21 protein-coding genes, 16 tRNA genes and 2 rRNA genes are annotated in these 25,931 nt (G+C 46.6%); 2 read left to right on the plus strand and 37 right to left on the minus strand.

Translation table 11 applies throughout. The features are described 5' to 3' along the window. Positions 1-78: 78 nt before the first annotated feature. The 5 genes from V6669_RS25435 to V6669_RS25455 are packed head-to-tail and all read right to left on the minus strand — an operon-like array spanning position 79 to position 2,568. Positions 79-786 (minus strand): PspA/IM30 family protein, encoded by a 708-nt coding sequence (locus tag V6669_RS25435; protein WP_017692315.1) that lies wholly within the window; start codon positions 784-786, stop codon positions 79-81. A 1-nt stretch (position 787) separates the two neighbouring features. Further along, positions 788-1,297, minus strand: coding sequence for a PspC domain-containing protein (locus V6669_RS25440; RefSeq protein WP_338588524.1), 510 nt, complete (start codon positions 1,295-1,297; stop codon positions 788-790). Positions 1,298-1,314: 17 nt separating this feature from the next. Continuing rightward, the gene (locus V6669_RS25445; protein ID WP_017692313.1) at positions 1,315-1,548 is read right to left on the minus strand and encodes a PspC domain-containing protein; all 234 of its coding nucleotides are present in this window, start codon (positions 1,546-1,548) and stop codon (positions 1,315-1,317) included. Positions 1,549-1,552: 4 nt separating this feature from the next. After that, on the minus strand, positions 1,553-2,224 hold the full coding sequence (locus tag V6669_RS25450; RefSeq protein WP_017692312.1) for a PspA/IM30 family protein: 672 nt from the start codon (positions 2,222-2,224) through the stop codon (positions 1,553-1,555). A gap of 35 nt (positions 2,225-2,259) precedes the next feature. Beyond that, entirely contained in the window at positions 2,260-2,568 is a 309-nt protein-coding gene (locus V6669_RS25455) for a hypothetical protein (RefSeq protein ID WP_017692311.1), read from the minus strand. A 555-nt stretch (positions 2,569-3,123) separates the two neighbouring features. Between V6669_RS25455 and V6669_RS25460 the strand changes: the two genes are divergently transcribed. Then, positions 3,124-5,514: a helix-turn-helix domain-containing protein gene (locus V6669_RS25460; RefSeq protein WP_338588525.1), complete on the plus strand. Its 2,391-nt coding sequence runs from the start codon at positions 3,124-3,126 to the stop codon at positions 5,512-5,514. 56 nt (positions 5,515-5,570) lie between these two features. Here V6669_RS25460 and V6669_RS25465 read toward each other — a convergent pair. The 20 genes from V6669_RS25465 to V6669_RS25560 all read right to left on the minus strand — a co-directional run bounded on the left by V6669_RS25465 (position 5,571) and on the right by V6669_RS25560 (position 14,702). Next, positions 5,571-5,647: transfer RNA gene (locus tag V6669_RS25465), tRNA-Asn, on the minus strand. Positions 5,648-5,945: 298 nt separating this feature from the next. Beyond that, complete coding sequence (locus tag V6669_RS25470; protein WP_338588526.1) at positions 5,946-6,872, minus strand: methyltransferase domain-containing protein; 927 nt, start codon at positions 6,870-6,872, stop codon at positions 5,946-5,948. A 164-nt stretch (positions 6,873-7,036) separates the two neighbouring features. Beyond that, positions 7,037-7,115, minus strand: a tRNA-Leu gene (locus V6669_RS25475). 6 nt (positions 7,116-7,121) lie between these two features. Next, positions 7,122-7,195 (minus strand) — tRNA-Cys (locus V6669_RS25480). 6 nt (positions 7,196-7,201) lie between these two features. After that, positions 7,202-7,276, minus strand: a tRNA-Gly gene (locus V6669_RS25485). A gap of 4 nt (positions 7,277-7,280) precedes the next feature. Continuing rightward, positions 7,281-7,355, minus strand: a tRNA-Gln gene (locus V6669_RS25490). A 22-nt stretch (positions 7,356-7,377) separates the two neighbouring features. Next, positions 7,378-7,450 (minus strand) — tRNA-His (locus V6669_RS25495). A 28-nt stretch (positions 7,451-7,478) separates the two neighbouring features. Continuing rightward, positions 7,479-7,552, minus strand: a tRNA-Trp gene (locus tag V6669_RS25500). A gap of 6 nt (positions 7,553-7,558) precedes the next feature. Next, positions 7,559-7,644 (minus strand) — tRNA-Tyr (locus tag V6669_RS25505). 9 nt (positions 7,645-7,653) lie between these two features. After that, positions 7,654-7,729 (minus strand) — tRNA-Thr (locus V6669_RS25510). 19 nt (positions 7,730-7,748) lie between these two features. Beyond that, positions 7,749-7,824, minus strand: a tRNA-Phe gene (locus V6669_RS25515). A 95-nt stretch (positions 7,825-7,919) separates the two neighbouring features. Beyond that, positions 7,920-7,997: transfer RNA gene (locus V6669_RS25520), tRNA-Asp, on the minus strand. A gap of 26 nt (positions 7,998-8,023) precedes the next feature. Next, positions 8,024-8,097: transfer RNA gene (locus V6669_RS25525), tRNA-Met, on the minus strand. A 17-nt stretch (positions 8,098-8,114) separates the two neighbouring features. Further along, a tRNA-Val gene (locus V6669_RS25530) sits at positions 8,115-8,190 on the minus strand. Between the two features lie 67 nt (positions 8,191-8,257). After that, positions 8,258-8,329: transfer RNA gene (locus tag V6669_RS25535), tRNA-Glu, on the minus strand. A gap of 9 nt (positions 8,330-8,338) precedes the next feature. Further along, positions 8,339-8,430, minus strand: a tRNA-Ser gene (locus tag V6669_RS25540). 3 nt (positions 8,431-8,433) lie between these two features. Then, positions 8,434-8,509 (minus strand) — tRNA-Asn (locus V6669_RS25545). Positions 8,510-8,577: 68 nt separating this feature from the next. Then, a 23S ribosomal RNA gene (locus V6669_RS25550) occupies positions 8,578-11,503 on the minus strand. A 310-nt stretch (positions 11,504-11,813) separates the two neighbouring features. Continuing rightward, positions 11,814-13,366 (minus strand): 16S ribosomal RNA (locus V6669_RS25555). The 16S and 23S rRNA genes sit together here with 15 tRNA genes alongside, the layout of an rRNA operon. Positions 13,367-13,823: 457 nt before the next feature. Continuing rightward, positions 13,824-14,702, minus strand: coding sequence for a nucleotidyltransferase-like protein (locus tag V6669_RS25560; protein ID WP_240768309.1), 879 nt, complete (start codon positions 14,700-14,702; stop codon positions 13,824-13,826). A 122-nt stretch (positions 14,703-14,824) separates the two neighbouring features. Here V6669_RS25560 and V6669_RS25565 point away from each other — a divergent pair, with 122 nt between their 5' ends. Then, positions 14,825-15,205, plus strand: coding sequence for a DUF2614 family zinc ribbon-containing protein (locus tag V6669_RS25565; RefSeq protein ID WP_017692307.1), 381 nt, complete (start codon positions 14,825-14,827; stop codon positions 15,203-15,205). A 260-nt stretch (positions 15,206-15,465) separates the two neighbouring features. Here the strand turns inward: V6669_RS25565 and V6669_RS25570 are convergent, their stop codons facing one another. From V6669_RS25570 to V6669_RS25625, 12 genes are all read right to left on the minus strand, one after another. Continuing rightward, positions 15,466-17,196, minus strand: coding sequence for a glycosyl hydrolase family 18 protein (locus V6669_RS25570; protein ID WP_249913167.1), 1,731 nt, complete (start codon positions 17,194-17,196; stop codon positions 15,466-15,468). A 143-nt stretch (positions 17,197-17,339) separates the two neighbouring features. Beyond that, complete coding sequence (perR, locus tag V6669_RS25575; RefSeq protein WP_026081471.1) at positions 17,340-17,762, minus strand: peroxide-responsive transcriptional repressor PerR; 423 nt, start codon at positions 17,760-17,762, stop codon at positions 17,340-17,342. Positions 17,763-17,929: 167 nt separating this feature from the next. Then, positions 17,930-19,339 carry a DUF4097 family beta strand repeat-containing protein gene (locus tag V6669_RS25580; RefSeq protein WP_133387134.1) on the minus strand — a complete coding sequence of 470 codons (1,410 nt, stop codon included), beginning with the start codon at positions 19,337-19,339 and terminating at the stop codon, positions 17,930-17,932. Between the two features lie 26 nt (positions 19,340-19,365). Beyond that, positions 19,366-19,959, minus strand: a complete 594-nt coding sequence (locus tag V6669_RS25585; RefSeq protein WP_338588527.1) for a hypothetical protein — start codon at positions 19,957-19,959, stop codon at positions 19,366-19,368. A gap of 147 nt (positions 19,960-20,106) precedes the next feature. Further along, positions 20,107-20,817, minus strand: coding sequence for an MgtC/SapB family protein (locus V6669_RS25590; RefSeq protein ID WP_017692302.1), 711 nt, complete (start codon positions 20,815-20,817; stop codon positions 20,107-20,109). A 32-nt stretch (positions 20,818-20,849) separates the two neighbouring features. After that, the gene (locus V6669_RS25595) at positions 20,850-21,314 is read right to left on the minus strand and encodes a GNAT family N-acetyltransferase (RefSeq protein WP_210110131.1); all 465 of its coding nucleotides are present in this window, start codon (positions 21,312-21,314) and stop codon (positions 20,850-20,852) included. A gap of 96 nt (positions 21,315-21,410) precedes the next feature. Next, positions 21,411-22,850: an Asp-tRNA(Asn)/Glu-tRNA(Gln) amidotransferase subunit GatB gene (gatB, locus tag V6669_RS25600; RefSeq protein ID WP_338588528.1), complete on the minus strand. Its 1,440-nt coding sequence runs from the start codon at positions 22,848-22,850 to the stop codon at positions 21,411-21,413. A gap of 26 nt (positions 22,851-22,876) precedes the next feature. After that, complete coding sequence (gene gatA, locus V6669_RS25605) at positions 22,877-24,334, minus strand: Asp-tRNA(Asn)/Glu-tRNA(Gln) amidotransferase subunit GatA (RefSeq protein ID WP_338588529.1); 1,458 nt, start codon at positions 24,332-24,334, stop codon at positions 22,877-22,879. Between the two features lie 27 nt (positions 24,335-24,361). After that, positions 24,362-24,649 (minus strand): Asp-tRNA(Asn)/Glu-tRNA(Gln) amidotransferase subunit GatC, encoded by a 288-nt coding sequence (gene gatC, locus V6669_RS25610; protein WP_036607033.1) that lies wholly within the window; start codon positions 24,647-24,649, stop codon positions 24,362-24,364. 205 nt (positions 24,650-24,854) lie between these two features. Then, positions 24,855-25,238: a hypothetical protein gene (locus V6669_RS25615; RefSeq protein WP_024631336.1), complete on the minus strand. Its 384-nt coding sequence runs from the start codon at positions 25,236-25,238 to the stop codon at positions 24,855-24,857. A 132-nt stretch (positions 25,239-25,370) separates the two neighbouring features. Further along, complete coding sequence (locus V6669_RS25620) at positions 25,371-25,601, minus strand: sigmaY antisigma factor component (protein ID WP_338588530.1); 231 nt, start codon at positions 25,599-25,601, stop codon at positions 25,371-25,373. After that, positions 25,594-25,929 (minus strand): YxlC family protein, encoded by a 336-nt coding sequence (locus V6669_RS25625; RefSeq protein WP_338588531.1) that lies wholly within the window; start codon positions 25,927-25,929, stop codon positions 25,594-25,596. Before V6669_RS25625 ends, V6669_RS25620 begins: the two co-directional genes overlap by 8 nt. Positions 25,930-25,931: the final 2 nt, after the last annotated feature.

A 25,931-nucleotide genomic window follows, 5' to 3' on the forward strand; every position in this document is an offset into this window, starting at 1 on the left:
GTATGGCTTAACTTTTGTTCTACCAACCGTACATTATACACGATTTATAGAATATCATATTGTCCACTAAGCGAACAGTTATTCTTTTGAAGTTCCGTTCGCTTCATTCTTGGAACCATTGCCCATTTTATTTTTGAGGGCTTGTAATTGCTGATCCACTTTGAACTGTTTTTCCACATCTACAGGATTCGTATACGTGGATGATGTGTTGCGATAAGGTGCACGAGCTACGTCAGCTTCAGCTTCCAGCTGCATGATTTTCTCTTCCATGCGGTGGAATCCAAGTGATGCGCCGCCACTTTCGATCGAATGCAAGCTGTTGATGGAAGACATTTGTTTTTTGGCTTTTGCCATTTGGGCACGGGATACGAGTTCATTACGTTTGTTACGCATTTTGTAGAACTCATCTTTCATATCATGCAACTGTTGCAACAGATCTTTAGCTTGTGCTTCGGACTGTGCGTGCAGTTCGCTGTACTCTGTAATTTTTTGATCAAAGTAGATTTTCTCTTCCAACAATTTGCGTGCCACTTCTTCCTGACCGTTAGACAGAGCAGCTTCTGCTTGGGACTCACGTTGTACCGAAGTACGCTCCGCTTCATCCAAACGTTGTTTCATGCGACGCTCATTTGCCATTTGTTTGGCAACAGTTACCTCTGCCTCATGAATCTCAGCCTCCATATCACGCAAGTACTGGTTCAACATTACAATCGGGTCCTCTACTTTATCCAACATATCATTTACCGATGCTTTCGTCATATCCTTAATCCGTTTAAATACTCCCATTTTACTTTTCTCCCTTCTCGTAACGAGATAATTTTTGGCGAAGCTCTTCAACTTCTTTTTTCAGTGCTTTTTTCTCGATATCTTTCATCATGGAATCAAGTTCACTTTCTTGTGGTGCTCCTGCTCCGTAGGCGTTGTTGTCATAAGAACGGGGACCAGATTGAGGTCTGCCGTTGAATCCAGGGCCGGGACCGAAGTTACCAGGACCTTGCTGGTTGTGATTATTTTGAAAAGGACCTCTTGGTGGCTGGTGATCATAGTTGTTGTATCCTCTACCAGGACCAGGGCCTGGGCTCGGACCGTAGCCATATGGATCATAAGGCGGATACGGTTCTTTTGGTACCACCAGTGCTGCAATAAAGTATATTAACAACGACGTGCCGCCAGTTACGAAGATACTGATAACAAAGATGATACGCAGCAGGGTGGAATCCATTCCGATGGTTTCGGAAATTCCGCCGCACAAGCCGGTTAACATCCGGTCACGCGTTGAGCGGTATAATTTGCTCATGTGCTTGCTCCTTTCGTTTACTTGTATCCTCTTACGTTGGAATCATAAGCATATGGATCAACGTGATTGGATTCCTTTGGTACCACTAATGCAGCGATGAAGTAGATCAACAATGATGTACCTCCCGTAGCGAAAATACTGATGAAGAAAATGATACGTAGCAGCGTGGTACTCAATCCTAGATTTTCAGAAATGCCGCCGATCAAACCTGTTAGCATTCGATTACGCGCCGAGCGGTATAATTTACTCATGTGACTACTCCTTTCTGTCATTGTTCAATTTCTGTCTTAAGCGTTCCAGTTCCTTATCCAGCGTAGAGGATGACATGCTGCCAGTCACTCCTGAACCATCTTGATTCATCCGCCGGATATCGCGGAGACTTTGTGCTTCATATTCGAGATCAGAGACTTGATCATCCAGTCGGTTAAACATACGAGGTACATTCTGACCGTTGTGATTGCCTCTCTGGTTCATACGTTGTTGTAACTGAATCGTCTGCATACGAGCGTAGTAATATTGGCGTTTGCTGTATACATTTTGATATTCAACCTTCAGCTGGTCGATCTGTTCATCCAGCTCCTGTAATGCCGCATAACTTTGTGCATACAATTCATTGTACTGTTCCATTTTTTCCTCGTGGAGGATTTTCTCCTGCAAGGCCAGCTTAGCGAGATGTTCTTCCCCTGCTTTCAAAGCCATGGAAGCCTGTTCTTCCCGTTTGTTCACCATACCTGCTGCCTGATCGGCTTGTTGTTTCATTTGTCTGGTATGGCTTGCATATTGATGACGAAGTTTCTCGGCTTCACCGATGTCTTGGCGGGTCGAGACCAGGAACTGATCAATCAGTTTGACTGGATCCTGACTTTGCTCCAAATGTTCGTTCAGATTGGCTACGGTAATATCCCGCATTCGACGAAATACACTCATTATGTTCTGTCCCTCCTTTTCATAATCGTGAAAACTTAGTACCGACCACGACGACTGCGGTTATTGCTTAGCATTGAGATACCAAAGATGATTAACCCGATCGCGATGATCGGTCCGATCAACCATGCCAGTTTACCCATCAGTGAGATGATACCGATGATGAGAACAATCCAGCCAAGCATCACATTCCCTCGTTTAACTCCGTAGTATCCCAGTGCAATCATCAGGACCGGAATCAGATAACCCATTAAGTGTCCAAGAAGTGGAGTTAACTTTCCGAAGAGGAGTAGTGCACCCAGTGCAATCAATACAATCGCCCAGCCATTTCCCTTATTCAATCTCATAATTGTTGTTCACCACCCTTTCCATTCGTTCATTTTAATGTGTTGAGTCATTTGTTCGTTTGTTTCTTGTTTTTGTTTCCGTGTTTCTTGTTTAACCTTATGTCCTTATTCTAGGGGATTCCGCAACTTTTCAAAACAGACCGTGGACGGTTTTTCATCCTAGACTCAGGTCGGGGATCTAGTTGGACCTTTGACTGTCCCTGTATAAGACCAACGTTCCACCTAAGCTGAATAGCACTCCAGATACCTTCCATTACCCGTATTCAGGCTGCCCTTTAGCCGATATCGACCTGTAGAGAGAATGATGTCCATGTCTCTATTTACGTTCACACTGCAATTTCGTTTCTCATGATTCCGTTCAGGATAGTCAGTCCAAGCCGTTTCACTAGCCTTTTCTGCAAGATCATCTGTCAGCAATCCCTTATCTCTGCCCCTATACCCTCTTGTGAAATTACTTTTTTATCCAAATAAACAAATTTTAGATTGTTCTATATGTAAGCGTTTACTAAAATAGAAAGTGTTACTATTTCTAATGTCAGGGGTGGAACTGAAACTGTGCGACCAATCAACTATCTCCATAAAATGATCATCTTCGGAATCCTGTTAAGCACTCTGCCCATTTTGTTAACTGGAATTGCCGCATTTATCTATTCATCAAACCAAACTGAGCTGCATCGTACACAGGCCAACAGACAGTTACTGGAACAAATGCAATCCAACGTAGAGCACAAACTCGCCACAGTCAGTTATATGCTTGATCAGGCCGTTCGCTCTCCAGTAACCCTCCGTTCCCTGTCTGCTTCTTCTTCATTACAAGGGAAAGGACCTTTACTTGCCGAAAAGCTGCAGAGCGAATTTCAGAATATGAGGTCATGGGAACCTTTGTTAGATATTACCCTGGTGAATCAATCTCAGAATTGGCTTATTGATCATGCCGGATTATATCGTAATACGGATTTTCCACTGGCTCTTCCCATGAAGGAATTGATATCGGATACGCTAACCTCTGGATGGCAGCTCTCCCCTTCATCGGTGTTCAGTAATGATGAGCGGTCACCCGGTACAGGCTGTATCTATCATATTGCCCTTGCGAGGTCTATTCCGAATCTGAATACGTCATCCGATGCTGCCCTGATTGCGGGAATCCCTGCATGCTCTTTGCAAAATACACTAGGAGAAGCCTCCTTAGGCAATGCTGCCTCAGGACTGATCATTTTGAATCGGGAACAACGTATCTTGGTGCATCCCGATCCCGTATACATTGGACAACCGTTCTCTGCCATTGGATTACAGGATCGGGATACGGAAGCCAACATAACCAAACTATCACCCATCACATTTTCAACAGGCTTTGAAAAACGGGAAGTTAAGATCGCCGATACACATTATACTCTGACGTATAGCCCTTCTACCTTAAAAGGATGGACTTATGTTCTAATCTCACCTACCAATATTCTGACACAAGAATATATCGATATCGGATTACACACCTTGTATATCAGTATCTTCTTACTTTTACTTTCATTATTATTCGCCTGGCTCGGCTCCAAGCGAATGCATGTCCCGATTCGTAAACTTTTAACCCAACTTGGTGACAACCACCTGTCCAAAGAAGGAAACACATTAGCTCAGCAATCACCACCATTTTCTGATGAGTTCGAACAGATTAGAGCAGGAGTCTCACAATTATCTGCCTCTCGCTCCCAATTAGAGAACACACTTAATATGCATCTGTTGCAGATTCGCACTCATTTTATGATCAATCTATTCCAGGGTAAGATCCCTGTTCATACTCTTCATGACACCTTGAATGAATATGGCTACACGCATCAGGTTCGGGAATGGCAACAAATTGCTGTTATTACATTACAGGCCGATCTCGTTAATCATACAAAATATAGAGCTAGTGATCGTGACCTCTTATTATTCGCTATTCAAAATATATTGGCGGAAACGGTTGTGCATAACCAACAATTGCTTCCCATTGTGCTGGAACATACGGTAGTCACGGTGATTGGCACCGTTGAACAGGATCAGTTTATTTTTTCACAGCAACTATATGTATTAACAGACCAGTTACAACAACAGATGGATAAGATTCTAACTCTTCAAGTCAGTATAGGATTCAGCCAGCCGCACAGCTCTATATATCACATCCCTCAAGCTTACACAGAAGCCATGGAAGCATTGAGGCATCGGATGAAGCTGGGAACAGGCATTATTTTTCAATATGAGAACATAGATCATTACGCTCCCACTTGGCCCATGACCTACCCGGAATCATTGGAATATTCATTGATCCAAGCTATTCAAAGTGCGGACGAAGTCCAGGCCTCTGCTCTTCTGCAACAACTGCTTGAAGTGATCTTTGGTATGGAGGTTACACCCGAGGAGTATGAGGTGGCTCTTACGAGGCTACTCACGCATATTTTGCAAATGACTCAGGAATCCGGCATACGACTCGGACAGATCTCCCAAGGTCGGGGCTCGATGTTTCATGAACTTCATGGTTTGCAGTACGCTGCTGAAGTTGAAGATTGGTTTAACCATCAAGTCATCTTGCCCGTCATCCAGGTTTTTAAAGCAAGACAGTATGCCCAGTATCAGCATATATCTGAGAAAATGATTGCCATGATTCATCAAGATTATGATAAGGATCTGACGCTTGAGGAATGTGCTGTTAAGCTTCACTACAATGCAAACTACTTAAGTAGTGTTTTCCGCAAAGAGACAGGCTGTGCATTTAGTGAATATCTGACCAAGTACCGATTTAATATCGCTAAAAAATGGCTGGACGAAAGTGATCTAACCGTTAAAGATATCGCAGCACGACTTCGGTACAATAATCCGCAAAACTTTATCCGATCATTTCGTAAGTGGGAAGGAATCACACCCGGCCAGTACCGGGAGCGTAAGCAGAAAGTAGAAGTGTCGAACAGAAATTAGAAAAGGAGCACGATTGTAAGTCGTACTCCTTCGGCCAGCTTGGATACCTCTCCATATGGCTCCCCTAACAGGGCTCGGACCTGTGACAACTCGATTAACCGTCGAGTGCTCTACCAACTGAAATAACAGGGAATATGCTTAAGAGATCACTCTCTGAAAACGAGGTATGTGTTTTGTTTTTCGTTGTCTCGAACATCTCTAAATAAACGAGGGTCTGGTTCAAAGCGGTCGATATAAGTGCTTCAAAAAAGAGGGAGCACATAACCTGCTCCCTTCACTTACAACTTCACTTCTGCAATCTTAACCTCATATGTTTCAACCGTTCATCTTTTGGCACAGCATTGTGATGCTTGCTAGCGTCATCTTAGACGTTAGACTACATTGTCCGCCTCAATTCCCGTTTATTAGTACACGTGCCGAGCTTATCCGATTTATCGCTTATCCTTAGTACGAACTGTTTTCATATTGGGCTGTTCCAGTTGGATTAGAATTTTACCAAACCTTGCTCCGCGTGAGAAGGTCACCGTACTATCCTTGTACGTATCCCGAATATACTTCTCAGCCAGTCTGAGAGAATCTTCATCCGATGGTAACTCATACGTATTAAGCCATTCTGGCAGCTTCTCTACAACCTCTTCCACCGGTATTTCAAATGAGTTAACTTCTTTCGTAATGATCATGGTGTATGAATACCCCTTCAGATACAACAATTGTTGGATATACCCCATATCGCCGACCTTGTGTGAAGAAGTTACACCCAGTACATCCTTAAGTTCATCCATTAGTGTGTGTTCCTTCTGTCCCGCCATAGTACTTATATACACATACTTCCGGGCGCAATTAATCGCCTGCTCAATCGTTTCCCAATCCGACATTGCTGGACACATGGATGCAAATGCAAAGTCATATTTTTTCTCCCAACCCTTATCCTTAATGGAGATTTCCTCATATCGTTCGTTTACGATTTCGATATTGGATTCCAAAGATGAAGGTATCGTCTCTTTCATGAGTGAAACAAGTAACTCAGAAGGCTCAACTGCGGTCACACTTGCCCCCTTTTCCGCAAAAGGAATGGTAAATATGCCTGAGGCTGCTCCAATGTCCAAAATGGATAACCCTGCAAATTCTACACCCTGATTCTCAATCCAGCCCATAATGCGCTCAGAACGCTGCTTTCCTTCTTCAGTGAACGACTGTGCATGATAATCCCTGGCCCACCGCCCAAATGCTTCTTCTGTATTAGAGGGGACGCTTTTCTTCTTATAATTTGAACTTCTCGGACGATTCTTCCATGCCTCTTCCCATACAGAAAGATCAAATAACAGATCGGTATCCGATACATTTTTTCCATCAGTCACTCTACTTCACTCCTCTACATTAAAGACTTTACTTATCTACAATATACTTTATATAATCATACGTCAATCTTTAACTCTAGATTTTCTTACTGCACATAAATCGTTTCATATAAAATAAAAATAGCCCTACACATTGCATTAGCAACATGTAGGGCTATTCAATATACCGGCGAGAGGACTCGAACCTCCACGGTTTCCCACTCGATTTTGAGTCGAGCGCGTCTGCCATTCCGCCACGCCGGCATATGCTGGAGGCGCCACCCAGATTCGAACTGGGGATAAAGCTTTTGCAGAGCTGTGCCTTACCACTTGGCTATGGCGCCATATTTTGGAGCGGACGACGGGAATCGAACCCGCGACCCTCGCCTTGGCAAGGCGATGCTCTACCGCTGAGCCACGTCCGCATAATGGCTGGGGATATAGGATTTGAACCTATGCATGACGGAGTCAAAGTCCGTTGCCTTACCGCTTGGCTAATCCCCAATAAAAAATGAAAAAACAAAGGGGCGATCGAGGGGAATTGAACCCCCGAATGCCGGATCCACAAACCGGTGCGTTAACCACTTCGCCACGATCGCCACAAAAGGTTATTTTCTAAAAGTTAATTGGCAGGGGCAGCAGGAATTGAACCCACACCAACGGTTTTGGAGACCGTTGTTCTACCTTTAAACTATGCCCCTAAAAACTGGTGGAGGATGATGGATTCGAACCACCGAACCCGTACGGGAGCAGATTTACAGTCTGATGCGTTTGGCCACTTCGCTAATCCTCCAGGATTACATGGTGCCGGCGAGAGGACTTGAACCCCCAACCTACTGATTACAAGTCAGTTGCTCTACCAGTTGAGCTACACCGGCGTATTAAATTGTTTTAAAATGGTGGCTCGGGACGGAATCGAACCGCCGACACGAGGATTTTCAGTCCTCTGCTCTACCGACTGAGCTACCGAGCCATAATAAAGTCTAATCTTAATTCCTTACACTTTATATAGGGCATCAGTGCCATACAGCAGATGTAGTGAACAGTTTGCCTCATGTAAAGATTAAATGGCGGAACCGACGGGATTCGAACCCGCGATCTCCTGCGTGACAGGCAGGCATGTTAGGCCAACTACACCACGGTTCCAGATCACTTTCTCAAGGAAAGTATAATTGCGGGGGCAGGATTTGAACCTGCGGCCTTCGGGTTATGAGCCCGACGAGCTACCGGGCTGCTCCACCCCGCGTCGTTATAAAGTTTATATGGTGGAGGCTGAGGGGATCGAACCCCCGACCCTCTGCTTGTAAGGCAGATGCTCTCCCAGCTGAGCTAAGCCTCCGAACAACACATTTATGATCATACCATAATCTTGTTGTAAAAATCAACTTCTTTTTTTGAAGTTATTATGACCCGTAGGGGATTCGAACCCCTGTTACCTCCGTGAAAGGGAGGTGTCTTAACCCCTTGACCAACGGGCCTTAATATTATGGCGGAGAGAGAGGGATTCGAACCCTCGAGACGCTTGTGACGCCTACACGATTTCCAATCGTGCTCCTTCGGCCAGCTCGGACACCTCTCCATATGGCTCCCCGAACAGGGCTCGAACCTGTGACAACTCGATTAACAGTCGAGTGCTCTACCAACTGAGCTATCAGGGAATATGCTTCAGAGATCGTTCTCTGAAAACTAGATTCGAAACGAAACACGCGATTTACAACTTGCATATTTGGATAAGCCCTCGACCGATTAGTACTGGTCAGCTCCATGCATTGCTGCACTTCCACCCCCAGCCTATCTACCTCGTCGTCTTCAAGGGGTCTTACATACTGGGAAATCTCATCTTGAGGGGGGCTTCACGCTTAGATGCTTTCAGCGTTTATCCCGTCCGTACATAGCTACCCAGCGGTGCTCCTGGCGGAACAACTGGTACACCAGCGGTACGTCCATCCCGGTCCTCTCGTACTAAGGACAGCTCCTCTCAAATTTCCTACGCCCACGACAGATAGGGACCGAACTGTCTCACGACGTTCTGAACCCAGCTCGCGTACCGCTTTAATGGGCGAACAGCCCAACCCTTGGGACCTACTTCAGCCCCAGGATGCGATGAGCCGACATCGAGGTGCCAAACCTCCCCGTCGATGTGGACTCTTGGGGGAGATAAGCCTGTTATCCCCAGGGTAGCTTTTATCCGTTGAGCGATGGCCCTTCCATGCGGTACCACCGGATCACTAAGCCCGACTTTCGTCCCTGCTCGACTTGTAGGTCTCGCAGTCAAGCTCCCTTATGCCTTTGCACTCTTCGAATGATTTCCAACCATTCTGAGGGAACCTTTGGGCGCCTCCGTTACTCTTTAGGAGGCGACCGCCCCAGTCAAACTGCCCACCTGACACTGTCCCCGCACCGGATTACGGTACCAGGTTAGAACCTAGATACGATCAGGGTGGTATCCCAACGTTGCCTCCATGGAAGCTGGCGCTCCCACTTCAAAGGCTCCCACCTATCCTGTACAGATCGTACCCAAATTCAATATCAAGCTGCAGTAAAGCTCCATGGGGTCTTTCCGTCTTGTCGCGGGTAACCTGCATCTTCACAGGTATTAAAATTTCACCGGATCTCTCGTTGAGACAGCGCCCAAGTCGTTACGCCATTCGTGCGGGTCAGAATTTACCTGACAAGGAATTTCGCTACCTTAGGACCGTTATAGTTACGGCCGCCGTTTACTGGGGCTTCGGTTCACAGCTTCGGATTGCTCCTAACCACTCCCCTTAACCTTCCAGCACCGGGCAGGCGTCAGCCCGTATACTTCGCCTTACGGCTTCGCACAGACCTGTGTTTTTGCTAAACAGTCGCTTGGGCCTTTTCACTGCGGCCCCCTCGTGCTATTCACACTACCGGGGCACCCCTTCTCCCGAAGTTACGGGGTCATTTTGCCGAGTTCCTTAACGAGAGTTCTTCCGCGCGCCTTAGAATACTCTTCTCGCCTACCTGTGTCGGTTTGCGGTACGGGCACCTTCACCTGGCTAGAGGCTTTTCTTGGCAGTGTGAGATCATGACCTTCGCTACTATAATTTTCGCTCCCCATCACAGCTCAGCCTTACAATGTGCGGATTTGCCTACACATCAGCCTTACTGCTTAGACGGACATCCATCAGTCCGCGTCACTACCCTACTGCGTCCCCCCATTGCTCATAACGGCTTACGGTGGTACAGGAATTTCGACCTGTTGTCCTTCGACTACGCCTTTCGGCCTCGCCTTAGGTCCCGACTTACCCTGAGCGGACGAGCCTTCCTCAGGAACCCTTAGGCTTTCGGCGGATCAGATTCTCACTGATCTTTTCGTTACTCATACCGGCATTCTCACTTGTATAATGTCCAGCGCTCCTTACGGTACACCTTCAACCCTTATACAACGCTCCCCTACCCCTGATGCATAGCATCAAGCCATAGCTTCGGTGGTGTGTTTAGCCCCGTTACATTTTCGGCGCAGAGTCACTCGACCAGTGAGCTATTACGCACTCTTTCAATGGTGGCTGCTTCTAAGCCAACATCCTGGTTGTCTGTGCAACTCCACATCCTTTCCCACTTAACACACACTTGGGGACCTTAGCTGATGGTCTGGGCTGTTTCCCTTTTGACAATGGATCTTAGCACTCACTGTCTGACTCCCGGAAGTAAGTCTATGGCATTCGGAGTTTGACTGAGCTTGGTAACCCTTGCGGGCCCCGCACCCAATCAGTGCTCTACCTCCACGACTCTGTTTTCCGAGGCTAGCCCTAAAGCTATTTCGGGGAGAACCAGCTATCTCCGAGTTCGATTGGAATTTCTCCGCTACCCCCACCTCATCCCCGCATTTTTCAACATGCGTGGGTTCGGGCCTCCAGTGCGTGTTACCGCACCTTCACCCTGGACAGGGGTAGATCACCCGGTTTCGGGTCTACGTCCACGTACTACATCGCCCTATTCAGACTCGCTTTCGCTGCGGCTCCGGCTCTTCACCTTAACCTTGCACGGGAACGTAACTCGCCGGTTCATTCTACAAAAGGCACGCCATCACCCCTAAAACGGGCTCTGACTTTTTGTAAGCACACGGTTTCAGGTTCTATTTCACTCCCCTTCCGGGGTGCTTTTCACCTTTCCCTCACGGTACTGCTTCACTATCGGTCGCTAGGAAGTATTTAGCCTTGGCAGATGGTCCTGCCGGATTCATACGGGGTTTCACGTGCCCCGCACTACTCGGGATCCGTCTCGGAGGGAACAGACTTTCAACTACAGGGCTTTTACCTTCTTTGGCGGGCCTTTCCAGACCTCTTCGCTTAACCGGTTCCTTTGTAACTCCATGTGAGACGTCCCACAACCCCAAAGAGCAAGCTCTCTGGTTTGGGCTTCTCCGCGTTCGCTCGCCGCTACTGACGGAATCACTATTGTTTTCTCTTCCTCAGGGTACTTAGATGTTTCAGTTCCCCTGGTATGCCTCACACTAACCTATGTATTCAGTTAGGTGTAACTGGAAATTACCCCAGCTGGGTTTCCCCATTCGGACACCCCCGGATCAAAGCTTGCTTACAGCTCCCCGAGGCAGTTTCGTTGTTCGCCACGTCCTTCATCGGCTCCTAGCGCCTAGGCATCCTCCGTGTGCTCTTAGTAGCTTAACCATTTTGTTCCGGTTTCGGTCGCTCGCTTCCCTTGGTTTGCTTGCGCAAAGCCAAAAGTCGCTCCCATCCAATACCATCACAAAAGCAATTTAACTACCTTTATAACACTTCACTTGTTTACACAAGATCAGCTTAAAGGAATGTTCTAATTCGCGTTTGTTTCGTTTCGATATCTAGTTTTCAAAGAACAAGCTCCATGCAAAAGCAAGCTGTTTGAGAGTTTGAGCTCTCAAAACTGAGCAACGAGTGAGTGTTTTGTAGCTTAGCTACATATTTGAATGTTTCCGTTGCAGGAAACGATTCTCCATAGAAAGGAGGTGATCCAGCCGCACCTTCCGATACGGCTACCTTGTTACGACTTCACCCCAATCATCTATCCCACCTTCGGCGGCTGGCTCCTTGCGGTTACCCCACCGACTTCGGGTGTTATAAACTCTCGTGGTGTGACGGGCGGTGTGTACAAGACCCGGGAACGTATTCACCGCGGCATGCTGATCCGCGATTACTAGCAATTCCGACTTCATGCAGGCGAGTTGCAGCCTGCAATCCGAACTGAGACCGGCTTTGTTGGGATTGGCTCCATCTCGCGATTTCGCAGCCCGTTGTACCGGCCATTGTAGTACGTGTGTAGCCCAGGTCATAAGGGGCATGATGATTTGACGTCATCCCCACCTTCCTCCGGTTTGTCACCGGCAGTCTATCTAGAGTGCCCACCCGAAGTGCTGGCAACTAAATATAAGGGTTGCGCTCGTTGCGGGACTTAACCCAACATCTCACGACACGAGCTGACGACAACCATGCACCACCTGTCTTGAATGTTCCGAAGAAAAGGTACATCTCTGCACCGGTCATTCAGATGTCAAGACCTGGTAAGGTTCTTCGCGTTGCTTCGAATTAAACCACATACTCCACTGCTTGTGCGGGTCCCCGTCAATTCCTTTGAGTTTCAGTCTTGCGACCGTACTCCCCAGGCGGAGTGCTTAATGTGTTAACTTCGGCACCAAGGGTATCGAAACCCCTAACACCTAGCACTCATCGTTTACGGCGTGGACTACCAGGGTATCTAATCCTGTTTGCTCCCCACGCTTTCGCGCCTCAGCGTCAGTTACAGCCCAGAGAGTCGCCTTCGCCACTGGTGTTCCTCCACATATCTACGCATTTCACCGCTACACGTGGAATTCCACTCTCCTCTTCTGCACTCAAGTCACCCAGTTTCCAGTGCGATCCGGGGTTGAGCCCCGGGATTAAACACCAGACTTAAATGACCGCCTGCGCGCGCTTTACGCCCAATAATTCCGGACAACGCTTGCCCCCTACGTATTACCGCGGCTGCTGGCACGTAGTTAGCCGGGGCTTTCTTCTCAGGTACCGTCACCTTGAGAGCAGTTACTCTCCCAAGCGTTCTTCCCTGGCAACAGAGCTTTACGATCCGAAAACCTTCATCACTCACGCGGCATTGCTCCGTCAGGCTTTCGCCCATTGCGGAAGATTCCCTACTGCTGCCTCCCGTAGGAGTCTGGGCCGTGTCTCAGTCCCAGTGTGGCCGATCACCCTCTCAGGTCGGCTACGCATCGTCGCCTTGGTGAGCCGTTACCCCACCAACTAGCTAATGCGCCGCAGGCCCATCCCCAAGTGACAGATTGCTCCGTCTTTCCAGTTTCCTTCAGGCGAAGAAAACAACTATTCGGTATTAGCTACCGTTTCCGGTAGTTGTCCCAAACTTGAGGGCAGGTTACCTACGTGTTACTCACCCGTCCGCCGCTAAGTATCAAGGAAGCAAGCTTCCTATCAACTCCGCTCGACTTGCATGTATTAGGCATGCCGCCAGCGTTCGTCCTGAGCCAGGATCAAACTCTCCAATAAAGTATTGAAAAGAGCGATAAGCTCATTTTGAATCTGACGAGATTAAAAATCTCAATTGTGCTCCAGTCGATTCAAGCCAAGGCTTGTTTCAAACTTTCGCGTTCATTCTGCAAGCAGAATGTTTACTCACTCGTTGTTCAGTTTTCAAAGATCAAACACGATTTGTTTCACTTCTTTTTCGTCTCAACCAAGTTTCGGCGGCGACTTAAATAATGTAACACATTTCGTTTGTTTTCGTCAAGAACTTTTTTGATTTCTTTTTTTGAAGCTTTAGTTCTTCACTTTTCCTCTGAAGAATTTATCGTTTGTTGGCGATAATCTCGTTTGAGGAACGAAATATAATGTATCATATATCGTGAATGAGAGTCAACCTCTTTTTATAAATTATTAAACAAACAAAAAAGGAAGGTTTCCCCTCCCTTATGTGATCAATATAGCGTCAGGCTTCGGGAGGAGGTTATGCCTCAATCCAATACCGAATTTCCCTACCTTCTCCTTCGATCGATGGCCATCCTGCCGATTCTTTTACAATAGAACGAAAGACCAGCTTACGTATAACCAAAGGCAGATCTTCTCGAACAAATCTTAACTGCGGATGATGAACAAGTTCATTCATGCTCCACGGCTCCTTGCGACTTCTTAACACACGCAGCAGCAGTTCTGAGCATTCACTCATTTTGGACATTACGGAAAACTCACAGGCAAGCAGGACAAGCTCTACTCGCTGCTCCAGCGTTTCCGAGCTTACGGTAAGCTCTTGATATAGTTTCCATAAAGCGCGATCCAGATTCTGCACATGTGTCCAGACGGCATGATCCGGGTATATCCCCTGTTCAATCAATACAATTCTTGCCCAGTTCCCCAGAGCCTCTAATACATTGTAGTAGGCGTCTACAACATGACCTTCCTGAATATGACGTTTGGCCTCCACATACATTCTCAAGAAACTGGTGAATTCATGTAGCAGCTTCTGCTCACGCAATTCTGCCCCAAAGGTAGACAGTTCTTCTCGCAAATCACTTAGGGCGCTGTCCGCTTCCCAGATAATCTCACCTTCAATTAGACACTGGGTGAGATTATTATGATTCCCGGTAACTACACTACTCTTTAATTCATGACGGCTTGCATAGATCATCTGATAACGAAGATCACCATATCTGTAATGTCCCACCGCCGACTTCAATTGATCATCATTATGAACAACAAGTACTAATAATTCGAAATCTTGAATTAGGGAGCCGTGGAATCGCTCTCCCGGGTGGGAATAAGCGATAGCCCCAACTGCCCCTGTCTCTTCCGACTGTTCGGACAAAAAAGCAAGGTTCTTTAATTCCACGATTCCCTCCATACATTTCATGGCAGATAAGCGCCAAGTCAGTTATAATGTAATTCTACATCCAGACTGAAGTTTCCTTCTTTTCCAGGTCCAATACTACTCATACGATAGGAGCATTTTTCATGATTTTTAAATCAGCAAAAATTAATGCTTTTCGCACTTGGGGATTACTACTGACCATGCTAGGTATGGGCCTAATGATACTGGGAACAGCCGGGATAGTTTTCTGGGGACATGCAGGCAAGGTATTCGCAGCTGTAGGACTCGTCATCGGACTGATTGCCATGATGGCCAGTTTAGCCATTTATTTCTGGGCGGGTATGCTCTCCACCAGTGCAGTACAAGTCGACTGTCCGGAATGCGGGAAGTTAACCAAAATGCTTGGCAAAACAGATCGTTGTATGTTCTGTCATACCATCCTCACCCTAGACCCTAATAAGGCCAATATGACCAGTCAACAACTGAAAGCGCCTTCTACACAAGCTCCCCCCACCGATGGTTAGCACAAAATGATCTCCAACGTTAAATGTTTTACCTTAATTTCATTGAAGAACAAAAAAAGGCCCGGTATGTTTACCGGACCTTTTTGGACTTGGCTTATAAGTAAGCCCTTGTTGCTGTTATCAATAGCTAAAATATGAAGTTAAGTTATAAGTTCTACGACCAATAAAACGGTAGACTGTACGTATGATGGTATCCTAGGAGAAACTTTGAGCTTAGCGAAAACAAATTGAACCAAGCAGACACTCTGAGTTCGAGTAAATTATTTCTGGTAACCGGCCTGCTTCAATACCTCCCATGCAGAAGCATTAGCAAAACTCCGATTCCATGCTGCTACTCCGCCCAGTTTCAACGAAGCAATCAAATCCACCCGCGCCTGAAGGGACACGGCATCTTCGATCCATATTTTCTTGGTAGCTCCGTCTTCCTTATATTCCACATAGTTCTGTCCACTTGCCTGATCCAGTTCAGGTTTGAGTTTCTTCTCTTTGATCAGCTCCACGATGGTATTCATGCCCACCGCTTTGGAAGACACTTTAACCTCACCCTGATCATTCGTCTCTTCCGTCCATATCCGTGTATAGAGCGGAACCGCCATGATCAACTTGTTAGAAGGGACTTCATCCTCCTCAAGTATACGTCTCATGGAAGCCTCGGTCCAAGGCAGAGATGCAACCGAACCTGCCTTAGGACTGGCCGCCCAATGTTCATCATAAGCCATCACAATAACATAGTCTGCAAAAGAACCTAATGCACGGCGATCCAGAAAGGCAGACCACATCTCACTGTTCGATTTTGGTGTTACATCGATTGATAACATCAACCCATGTATACGAGCCATCGCCTTGATCTCGCGCACAAACTGCGTAATATTCGGCCCGTCATCGGTATACACGTTCTCAAAGTCGATGTTGATACCATCCAGTTGATACGTCTGTGCATACTCTAACATCTGCTCAATAATATGCGTGCGTGTCTCGTAAGAAGCTACAGCTTCTTTGGTAACGTCCGGATCAAAGCTGTTATCCATGAGTCCCCATACTTCCATACCCGAACGGTGAGCCCAGTTCACATAAGCTTGGTTTCCCTTGCTTTTCACAGTGCCCTGTCCATCCGTAATATGAAACCATGTGGGGCTGACCACATTCACACCGGGCATTTTACCGATAGAGCCCACATCAGGCTGACGATTGTACACAGCTTCCCAAACCAGATTTACCGGTTTATTCTGCCACTTCTTCTCTGCTGCAGTCAGCGTATACTTGGGCAAGTCCACCTTCTTTTTCTCGGTGAGGACAATATAATCATTATCTACATATCCGGCATATCCATTATCGAGTTGAACAAAACTCTGTTTATCACCCGTCTGCCATACACGTACCCTTGCATCCTTTTCCATATCGGCAATGATTGGTGAGGATTCTCCCCCACGTTTATATAACGGTACCGTCTTGTCCGCTTTGGATGATAATGTATCAATCTCTGCATACTGAATCATGTCTCCTCCACGCATCAGCAGCACGGCACCTGTTACTGAATCTTCCTGTACGGTTATGCCATATACTTCTTTCAAAGGTTTGAGCGGAATATAGGCTTCTCCGTCCTTAACCTCAGGCTTAACTGTCATAGGATAATCTTTGTGGTTAAGTTCTGCTTGTGTGCTTCCATCTTTCATATGAAGGACTCGCTGAGGAGAGGCAATGATGATATCTCCCGATTCTGATTCATAACGTATGCCTGCATCAATCGCTTCTTGCAGCACATCTACAGGCAACTTGAGTTGATCTCCTGTACCCAGAGCGTCTCCATCCATCAGTTGCCCGTCTACAAAAATAGGCTGGCTTCTTCCTACCCAGTCGGGGTCTTCATGGGTCTGGTTCAACCATACATTTGTTATAAGCCAGTAAGCCCCCCCGGCGATCAGACAAGCCCCCAGAAAACCGGGCCAAAATGAACGTCGCTTCTGACGTGTATATCTGCTTTTTCTACCCAAACGTCTACCTCCGTTAATTATGCTGATCATAAGGATGTGCGCATAAGTTGTTATAAAGATGAGCCTTTTGCATAAATGCTAAAAAAAAAAAACGTGAAGAATCCATACTGAATTCTGCACGTTAATATTGTAATTCAACTCTCTTAATCCCTGCAACTTTTGCAAACGCCGTATACTTCCAATCGGTGACCGTGTACTTCGAATCCTGTACTAGACTCCGCTTGAAGCTCTACACTTTTGAGTGAAGGATAGCTGAAGTCTTCAATCTTGCCGCATTGATCACAGATAACATGATAATGATCCGTCACATTGGCATCGAAGCGACTTGAATTATCTCCGTATGTCAATTCCCGGACCATGCCAGCTTCCAGAAACATCTTCAAATTATTATATACCGTTGCCACGCTCATACTGGGAAATTGGGGTTCAAGGGCTCGGTAAATTTCATCGGCTGTCGGATGCCCCATGGATTCCATCAGATAGTTCAATATGGCATGACGCTGGGGTGTAATACGGACACCGGTCGTTTTCAGATGCTCCAACGCATGTTGGACACGTGTTGCCATAAAACCCACCGCCTTACCTTTCATTCTCTGGTGAAGAGTAAGTTACTGTCTCCTCGCTCAGAGTTGATTCCCGGCCATTAAGAACGACAATCCATCTTTCATGCCGTGTAATCTTGCCAGTGTACATTTATTGTACGGCGATTACAAGTTTATTGTCAACGCGGCAGTCAAGGAACCTCTGTAGAATCCTCCTGGGAATTTGGTCCGTCCTCGGTAGTCTGTTCCAGATTCTCAGCCGTATCTTCAGAATCAGGTGTAACTGTTTCAGGCGTAGATACAGCCGGGTTGCTCTGAATGGTGAGATCACTGTTGCCTTCAATTTTCACCCTGTACTCGCCCTCACCGAGCTGGCCTTCTATGGTTTTATTCTGTACTTTGAACGGCAAATCCGTACTTAAATCTCCATAACTGCTGGAACCCGCAAGACTGTAGTCTCCACGATCAGGAAGTAATACGTTAATGGCTCCCACCGCACTGTACACATCCCAGTCCCCTCCGACTTTGGTAGATATGATGTTAATACTGCCATTAAGCGATTGGGCTTTGATTCCCAGATTGGCTCCATCCAGCGTAATATTGCCGTTGCGTGTCTCTGCGGTGAATTCACCAACGGAGTCCGCAATACTGATACTTCCCACTTGTGTAGTAAGATCTACATCGCCGGAAATACCGCGAGCCTTCATGTCGCCACGGTTACTGTCCAGATCCACATTACCGATGGCGTTGGCTACAATGACATCTCCGTTCAACGTTTTCCCTGAGATATCTCCAACAGCATTGGTAATCCGGATACGTCCGTTACCCGTTTCGGCCAGTATGGTACTAATGGCTTCCGGACGGTTTAATAATATGGCTCCATTGGAAGTTCGAATATCCAGATTAAAACGACGATCATCCGGGATCGTAATGGTAAGATTCATACGTGGCTGCGTTTTTTCATTGTCTCCATACGTCTTGCCTGTAGCCTTGATATAAATTACTTTTGTACCATCGGTCTCTACAAAAGAGGCTGCTGCAACGGCCTTTGCCTGTACTTCCGTCGTCTGATCTACCCAGATCACCGTCCGTACTTCAATCTCATCCGTATCTCCGCGTTGTACCGAGATATCTCCGTTGACACCTTCGACCACAAGATCCGACGTATCCATGCGAACAGGTACACGAATCGTGCCCTTATCCTCCATATATCCTGCCGCTTGACTGTAGTCCATGGATGCCGCTCCGAGATTTAGACTCACTCTATTCCATAAGTGCATGTAGTGATCCTGCTCGGTGACGATAAATACGGAAGCTGCCAAAATCAGTGAGGTTAGAATGCCTTTGGCATCGGGTCTGAAGCGTACTTTGATTTGCTCATCAGGATTGCTCGGGTTATCCGATTGCACCTTGTTTCTTCTGCGTGTCCACAGGAACAGCACAATATATTCAACACCTAAAACAACGAGCAAAAATGGCCACCAGTCCACCATCTCATATACATAGTCAGTTCCCCACCGTTTATCCAAAATCAACAGCACACCGACCGCTATGATTAAGGCGGCAGCCGTATAGCGGCCAACCCGGACTTTACGGTTCATCACGTTCCCTCCTTGTGTCGTTTCCACTACATTTTTTTCTTGTTCAACATAACCCAGAATTCACGACCAAACAGAAGCAAACCGCCTACGATCATGAGAACCGCAAATGAATATCCGCCGTACATGGCGAGAATCTCTTGAAACCAACGTGGTTTGCGGAAAAACAGAACCATCAAAGATCCTCCCACAATCAGAAGTAATCCAAACGATATGCCTCTCTCCCAGACCATCATTGCATCTCGTGTAGAACGTTCATTGGTTATCGGCTTGTCCGAAGTTGCCTGAGTTACTGCTCTACGTCTGCGCATCATGACCCAATCTGCAGATTGCAACACATCATATACATTGTAAAAGTAAATAACCGGAATACACAAAGCCAGCAAGATGAGCAATGGCACATTGATCTGTATTCCAATGGATGAGAAGTACAATACTGCTGACAGATCAAGCAAAACAAGCAGCATAAAGGTCAAACCTCTCATGTACAATCTCAGATAAATATGACCCAGGCCAGGAATAATGGCACTCAGTAATCCTGCAATAAACTTGTGAGTCCGATTTCTGACCGGTTTGGTCTGAACTGTACGGGTCTTTTGGTTCAATTGACGTCTCCGTTTCATAACATACTCCTCTCTTCTGATCTGACCTTCCGCTCTTCATGCATTTGGTTAGATAGTACCCTAAAGAGCAAGGAGAGTAACTGGAAGAAATATGGATATGACCAAAAACCCTCCGGCACTACTGGCCTCGGGAGGGTTGTAATTCATTTATTCGATCGACACCTTGGTAACGTGTTCCCATTGTCTTAACTTGGATACCAAGCCAACCGTTTGGAAATCATGCGGTACCTGAACATGTAACACAATCTCAATTTTACGTTCAACCGACACCATCTCTGCATAAGCCAGGTCTTGTTCATTCACGGTAATTTTACGAATTTTGATCTTCTCCTGCTCCATACATGAAGACAGCTGTTCCAGGAAACCAGGTTCTGACAAGGTATGAAGTGTAACAACATGCAGTTTGTTCCCTCGTAAATACCTTAGCTCTAATTTGTTAAATACCCAGAGATTAAGCAATACCAGAACGGTTGAAACGATAGAGGCAAAAAAGAATCCCGCACCTGCTGCGAGCCCAATGGCTGCAACAACCCAGATTGAAGCAGCTGTAGTCAGTCCGGTAATGGATTTTCCCGTGAAGAGAATTGTCCCTGCTCCCAGGAATCCGACACCAGTAATTACAGCAGTAGCCAGACGTGCTGGATCGATCCTTACATTTAATTCATTAGCAAAATCTTTAAAGCCATAAACAGACAACATCATAATCAGTGCAGAGCCAAGACATACCAGGATATGGGTACGCAAACCGGCAGCATGATTGGACCGTTCCCGCTCCAGGCCTACGAGCCCTCCAAGCAGCATAGCCAGCAATAATCGTAATAAAATGTGCCACTCATCAATGAACCAGGGATCGCCCAAAGTCGGTATTCCTCCTCAAGTTGTTAATATTATTAAAGTTTATTCTTGTGAAAAGTCGTTAATTCCACTCCAGGTGCAATCTGTGTGACCTCCACGGGATTAAAACCAAATTTGGTGTACAGATTCACTGCAGGTTGATTCAGCGTTCCTGTGGAGACGATATAACGTGGAAGATCCGCATGCTGTTCCAACACATACGTCATCAAAGATGCCGCAATTCCCTTGCGAAAGTGATCCGGGTGCACCATCATTCGTGTAATGGTCAGTGTATTCTCCTCTTCCTCTGCTACAGCAACAGCCCCGATAAGCTCTCCGTCATCATGGATACAACCATAAAAGCTCTCTCCACAATCCCGCAGTGTCTCCATCGTATCCATCAAAGGAGGAATCTCCTGAAATCCGATGATTTCGGCTTCCAATCGATAAGCTACATGTTGTAGTCTCCATAACTGTCCCAACATCTCCAGATCACTCAGTGACAATGGTTGAATGTTCATATCCGTTCCCCCGTCCGAAATACATTTGTATCTTTCAATACCAAAAAGAGGCTGTCACAGGGACGAGCCTCTTTCTGTCCGGCCTCACCGGAAGGATTAGCGGTTCAGTACATCTGCAAGCAGTTGGTTGGCTAGAGCAGGATTTGCCTTGCCTTTACTTTCTTTCATAACCTGACCCACAAGGAAGCCAATGGCTTTTTGTTTACCAGCCTTATAGTCTTCCACGGATTGAGGATTATTCGCTACAACCTGCTCAACGATGACAAGAATGGCGCCTTCATCACTAATCTGCACAAGACCCTTCTCTTCAACGATCTGCTGTGGGAGCTTGCCGCTCTCCAGCATTTCCTTGAATACTGTTTTGGCGATTTTGCTGTTAATGGTGCCCTTCTCCAGCAGTCCGATCATCTCACCCAAACCCTGACCTGTCAGTGGGACCTGAGTCACCTCAAGATTGCTCGTATTCAGGTAACCCAGCAAGTCGCCCATGATCCAATTGGATACGGACTTCGCATCCTGAGTGTATTTCAGACTATCTTCAAAAAGATCAGCTATAGCCTTGGATGAAGTAATAACCTCTGCATCATAACTAGGTAATCCGTAATCAGCCGTGTAACGAGCTTTACGTTCGTCTGGGAGCTCAGGTATGGTAGCTTTGATACGCTCTTTCCAAGCTGCATCAATATGCAGCTTCACGAGATCCGGGTCCGGGAAATAACGGTAGTCATGCGCCTGTTCCTTACCACGCATCGACAGTGTTTTTCCTTGAGCTTCGTCCCAGCGACGTGTCTCCTGAACCACTTCACCGCCATCATCCAGAATTTCAGCCTGACGATATTGTTCATATTCGAGACCACGCTGAACACCACGGAAGGAGTTCATGTTTTTCAGTTCGGCTCTTGTTCCCAGCTTCTCCTGTCCATGTGGACGCAAACTGATGTTGGCGTCACAACGCAGTGAACCTTCTTCCATCTTCACGTCCGATACATCACAGTACTGCATGATCGCGCGCAATTTTTCAAGATACGCACGTGCCTCTTCCGGAGAAGAAATCTCAGGTTCGGATACAATCTCCACGAGTGGAGTACCAACACGGTTAAAGTCCACCAAAGAAGCGTATCCGCCATCGATATGTGTAAGCTTACCTGCATCTTCCTCCAAGTGAAGACGTGTGATACCGATTCGTTTCGTTTCACCATTCACTTCGATATCAATCCAGCCGTTCTCACCGATTGGTTGATCAAACTGCGAGATCTGATAAGCTTTTGGTGAATCGGGGTAAAAGTAGTTTTTACGGTCAAACTTGCTGACATCAGCAATCGTACAATTCAGGGCCATCGCTGCCTTCATCGCGTAGTCTACCGCCTGACGATTCAGTACTGGCAGTACGCCCGGATGTCCGAGACAGACCGGGCAGGTATGCGTGTTCGGCGGAGCTCCAAAAGCTGTGGAGCAGCCACAGAAAATTTTGGAGTTGGTATGCAACTCCACGTGGACTTCAAGTCCAACGACCGTTTCATATTTAGATGCGGACATTTCTATATTCCTCCGTTCCGGGCAGTCTACAGCTGCGGACGCTGCTTGTGGAATTCTGTATTTTGTTCAAACGCATGCGCTACACGCAATACGGTTGTTTCATCAAAGGCTTTACCGATAATCTGCAGGCCAACAGGCAATCCATCCGAGAATCCACATGGAATACTAACGGCAGGTACACCAGCCAGATTGACTGGAATCGTTAGAATATCGTTCAAGTACATTGTAAGTGGATCATCCACCTGTGAACCCAGTTTGAACGCCGTAGTTGGCGCCGTTGGTCCAATAATCACATCATATTTGGCAAATACATTGTCGAAATCTTGTTTGATCAATGTACGTACTTTCTGTGCTTTCAGATAGTAGGCATCATAGTAACCCGAACTGAGTGCATACGTTCCAAGCATGATACGTCGTTTCACTTCGGGACCAAAGCCTTGGCTCCGAGACTGATGATACAGATCGAGCAAGTTGTCCGGGTTGTCTGCACGCACGCCATAACGTACGCCATCAAATCGAGCCAGGTTTGATGAAGCCTCTGAAGATGCCAGCAGGTAATACGTAGCCACCGCATATTCGGTATGCGGAAGGGATACTTCTTCCCATGTTGTCCCGAGTCCTTCAAGAACTTTCAATGCAGCCAGAACCGTTTCTTTCACTTGTGGATCGACGCCTTCACCGATGTATTCCTTCGGAACAGCAATACGAAGTCCTTTGACATCACCTGTCAGTCCGCTCAAATAATCCGGAATTTCTACTTTTGCAGATGTCGAATCTTTGGCGTCATAACCAGCAATAGCTTGCAATACATAAGCAGAATCTTCAACATTTTTCGTCAAAGGTCCAATCTGATCCAAGGATGATGCAAATGCAACCAATCCAAAGCGGGAAACAAGTCCGTACGTCGGCTTTAATCCAACAACACCGCAATATGAAGCAGGCTGTCTGATAGAACCACCTGTATCTGATCCAAGCGTGAAGTATGCTTCTCCCGCAGCCACAGCTGCTGCAGAACCACCACTGGAGCCTCCTGGAACACGATCAAGTGCCCATGGATTACGTACAGGGGAGAAACTTGAATTCTCATTGGAGCCGCCCATGGCAAATTCGTCCATGTTGAGTTTACCAATAGTTACGGTGTCCGCAGCTTTCAATTTCTCGACAACTGTCGCGTCATACACCGGGTCGAAATTACGAAGGAATTGGCTACCGCACGTCGTGCGCAGTCCATTCGTAACGATGTTATCCTTAATACCTACAGGCAGACCAAAGAGCAAACCTTTCTCCTCGCCGCTAACCAGACGATCATCCAGTTGACGTGCACGAGCGCGTGCTTGTTCTTCATCCAGTGCCAAATATGCCTTAACTTTATCATCATGCGCGCCAATGTTCTGATACGCCTGATCCACCAGATCGCTGACCGACAGCTCTTTGGCATGCAGCTTGTTATGTAACTCAGGCAACGATTGTTCAAATAAACTCACAGTTTTTGTCCTCCTTCCGGTTATCCGTTATTCCATTACAGCAGGCACTTTAAACTGCCCGTCTTCTTCTTCCGGTGCATTGCGCATCACCTGTTCAATCGACAGGCTTTCTTTGGTCTCATCTTCACGCATAACATTGCTTACGTGCAGAACGTGAGTGGTGGGTTCGATGTCTTCCGTATCCAGCTCATTCAGCTTTTCTGCATATTTTAAAATCGCGTTCAGCTGACCTGTCAGGGTCTGTTCTTCTTCAGCAGTCAAGTTGAGCCGGGCCAGCTTGGCCACATGCTGAACGTCATTATTCGAAATACTCATTAGCGGATGCCTCCTTCATTCGTTCTGATTCCCCAAACGACCTGAAACGAATCGCTCGTTTAACGGGCTAAAGTCTCAAGATAACTTTTTTCATTATAGGTGAGATAGTTCGACAATTCAATGCAAATGACCCGACTAGCTTCTGGGAAGCTAAAAACGAACTTATAAAATAAAAAAGAGCCGGCATCAGCCGACTCTTAAAATTCTAAATCCATGCACGCAGATTAACCTGCTTTATAAAATCCGCCTGTGACATAACATCGTTCGCGGTTTCCTCTTCCTCTTCCACAGCTTGAAAATCTCCGTTCATCAGATGATGAAACAGCTTCTCATTGTGTGTCGCAAGGGCGTAATCTATCAACGCTTCTCGCTCGACCCGCTCAGCTTCCTGCTTCAGCAGAACCTCTTCCAGATCGACGTCGCCGGATGGAACAAAAAAGTTCCGGTTTACCTGCGGCACTCGAAGCACGTAATCGAACGCATTGTCCGGATTCCGGTCATAAGCGATGATGAAACCATATTCCCCCACAGGAAGATTCTGCTCAAACGCATCCGCGACGATGACAACCTTCTCTCCTAATCGCAGCATCGTCTAACCTCCTGGTAGTCTATCATTAATATTTATTTGTATAGTCTACTAGAAAAGAATAACGATGTCTAGGAATACTAGAATTAAACAACATATTTGTGCAAAATCTTTTTTTCCATTTTTAAAATGATGTTATTTCAGATTACGTGCACCTGGCTTGTGCTGTGATCGAATCACGACAAACCAGTAAATAATGAGCGGCGTGGGAAATCCGGTGATTCCCCATAATCCCCATAACCAAGGGAAACGTCCACGTCTGCGTGCGTCCTGAAAAATCCATGTGCCCTGAACCAGAAGAAAAATGCCAAGCAATGTAAGCCACAGTGGAGAAATTTCATCCAATGAATAATGCATTTTATTCATGACGAACCTCCTTACGGCGCCGTCCGGCCCAAATCACAGCCAAAATCACCGCGACAGCTGTACCAAGCGCCTGGATTCCCAGATATAGAGCTGGAGCAGATACAAAAAATAATGCCCCGAAGGTAATGGCAAACAATCCAACCAACCAAAAACATATCATCTCGATCATATTGGCTCGCCGTCTAATCTGTCTCCGTTCCCTGACTTGGGCTTCAAGTGCACCCAAAGAAGGAATACTTGTCGGCTCAAATGCATCATCCAGCACTTTCATGTGTTGCTGTAATCGTTCTACAACTTCTTGTTCTTGTGCATCATCTGATCTGCTCATCC

It is taken from the genome of Paenibacillus sp. Y5S-9 (assembly GCF_036894235.1).
Lineage (GTDB): Bacteria > Bacillota > Bacilli > Paenibacillales > Paenibacillaceae > Paenibacillus.

Excerpts from the sequence above, each read along its gene's own strand:
- V6669_RS25440 (WP_338588524.1), bottom strand. The coding sequence starts at position 1,297 with ATGAGCAAATTATACCGCTCAACGCGTGACCGGATGTTAACCGGCTTG.
- V6669_RS25615 (WP_024631336.1), bottom strand. The coding sequence starts at position 25,238 with ATGCTGCGATTAGGAGAGAAGGTTGTCATCGTCGCGGATGCGTTTGAG.
- V6669_RS25450 (WP_017692312.1), bottom strand. The coding sequence starts at position 2,224 with ATGAGTGTATTTCGTCGAATGCGGGATATTACCGTAGCCAATCTGAAC.
- V6669_RS25625 (WP_338588531.1), bottom strand. The coding sequence starts at position 25,929 with ATGAGCAGATCAGATGATGCACAAGAACAAGAAGTTGTAGAACGATTA.
- V6669_RS25595 (WP_210110131.1), bottom strand. The coding sequence starts at position 21,314 with ATGAACATTCAACCATTGTCACTGAGTGATCTGGAGATGTTGGGACAG.
- V6669_RS25620 (WP_338588530.1), bottom strand. The coding sequence starts at position 25,601 with ATGAATAAAATGCATTATTCATTGGATGAAATTTCTCCACTGTGGCTT.
- perR (WP_026081471.1), bottom strand. The coding sequence starts at position 17,762 with ATGGCAACACGTGTCCAACATGCGTTGGAGCATCTGAAAACGACCGGT.
- V6669_RS25585 (WP_338588527.1), bottom strand. The coding sequence starts at position 19,959 with ATGAAACGGAGACGTCAATTGAACCAAAAGACCCGTACAGTTCAGACC.
- V6669_RS25565 (WP_017692307.1), top strand. The coding sequence starts at position 14,825 with ATGATTTTTAAATCAGCAAAAATTAATGCTTTTCGCACTTGGGGATTA.
- V6669_RS25445 (WP_017692313.1), bottom strand. The coding sequence starts at position 1,548 with ATGAGTAAATTATACCGCTCGGCGCGTAATCGAATGCTAACAGGTTTG.
- V6669_RS25435 (WP_017692315.1), bottom strand. The coding sequence starts at position 786 with ATGGGAGTATTTAAACGGATTAAGGATATGACGAAAGCATCGGTAAAT.
- V6669_RS25580 (WP_133387134.1), bottom strand. The coding sequence starts at position 19,339 with ATGAACCGTAAAGTCCGGGTTGGCCGCTATACGGCTGCCGCCTTAATC.
- gatC (WP_036607033.1), bottom strand. The coding sequence starts at position 24,649 with ATGAGTATTTCGAATAATGACGTTCAGCATGTGGCCAAGCTGGCCCGG.
- V6669_RS25455 (WP_017692311.1), bottom strand. The coding sequence starts at position 2,568 with ATGAGATTGAATAAGGGAAATGGCTGGGCGATTGTATTGATTGCACTG.
- gatB (WP_338588528.1), bottom strand. The coding sequence starts at position 22,850 with ATGTCCGCATCTAAATATGAAACGGTCGTTGGACTTGAAGTCCACGTG.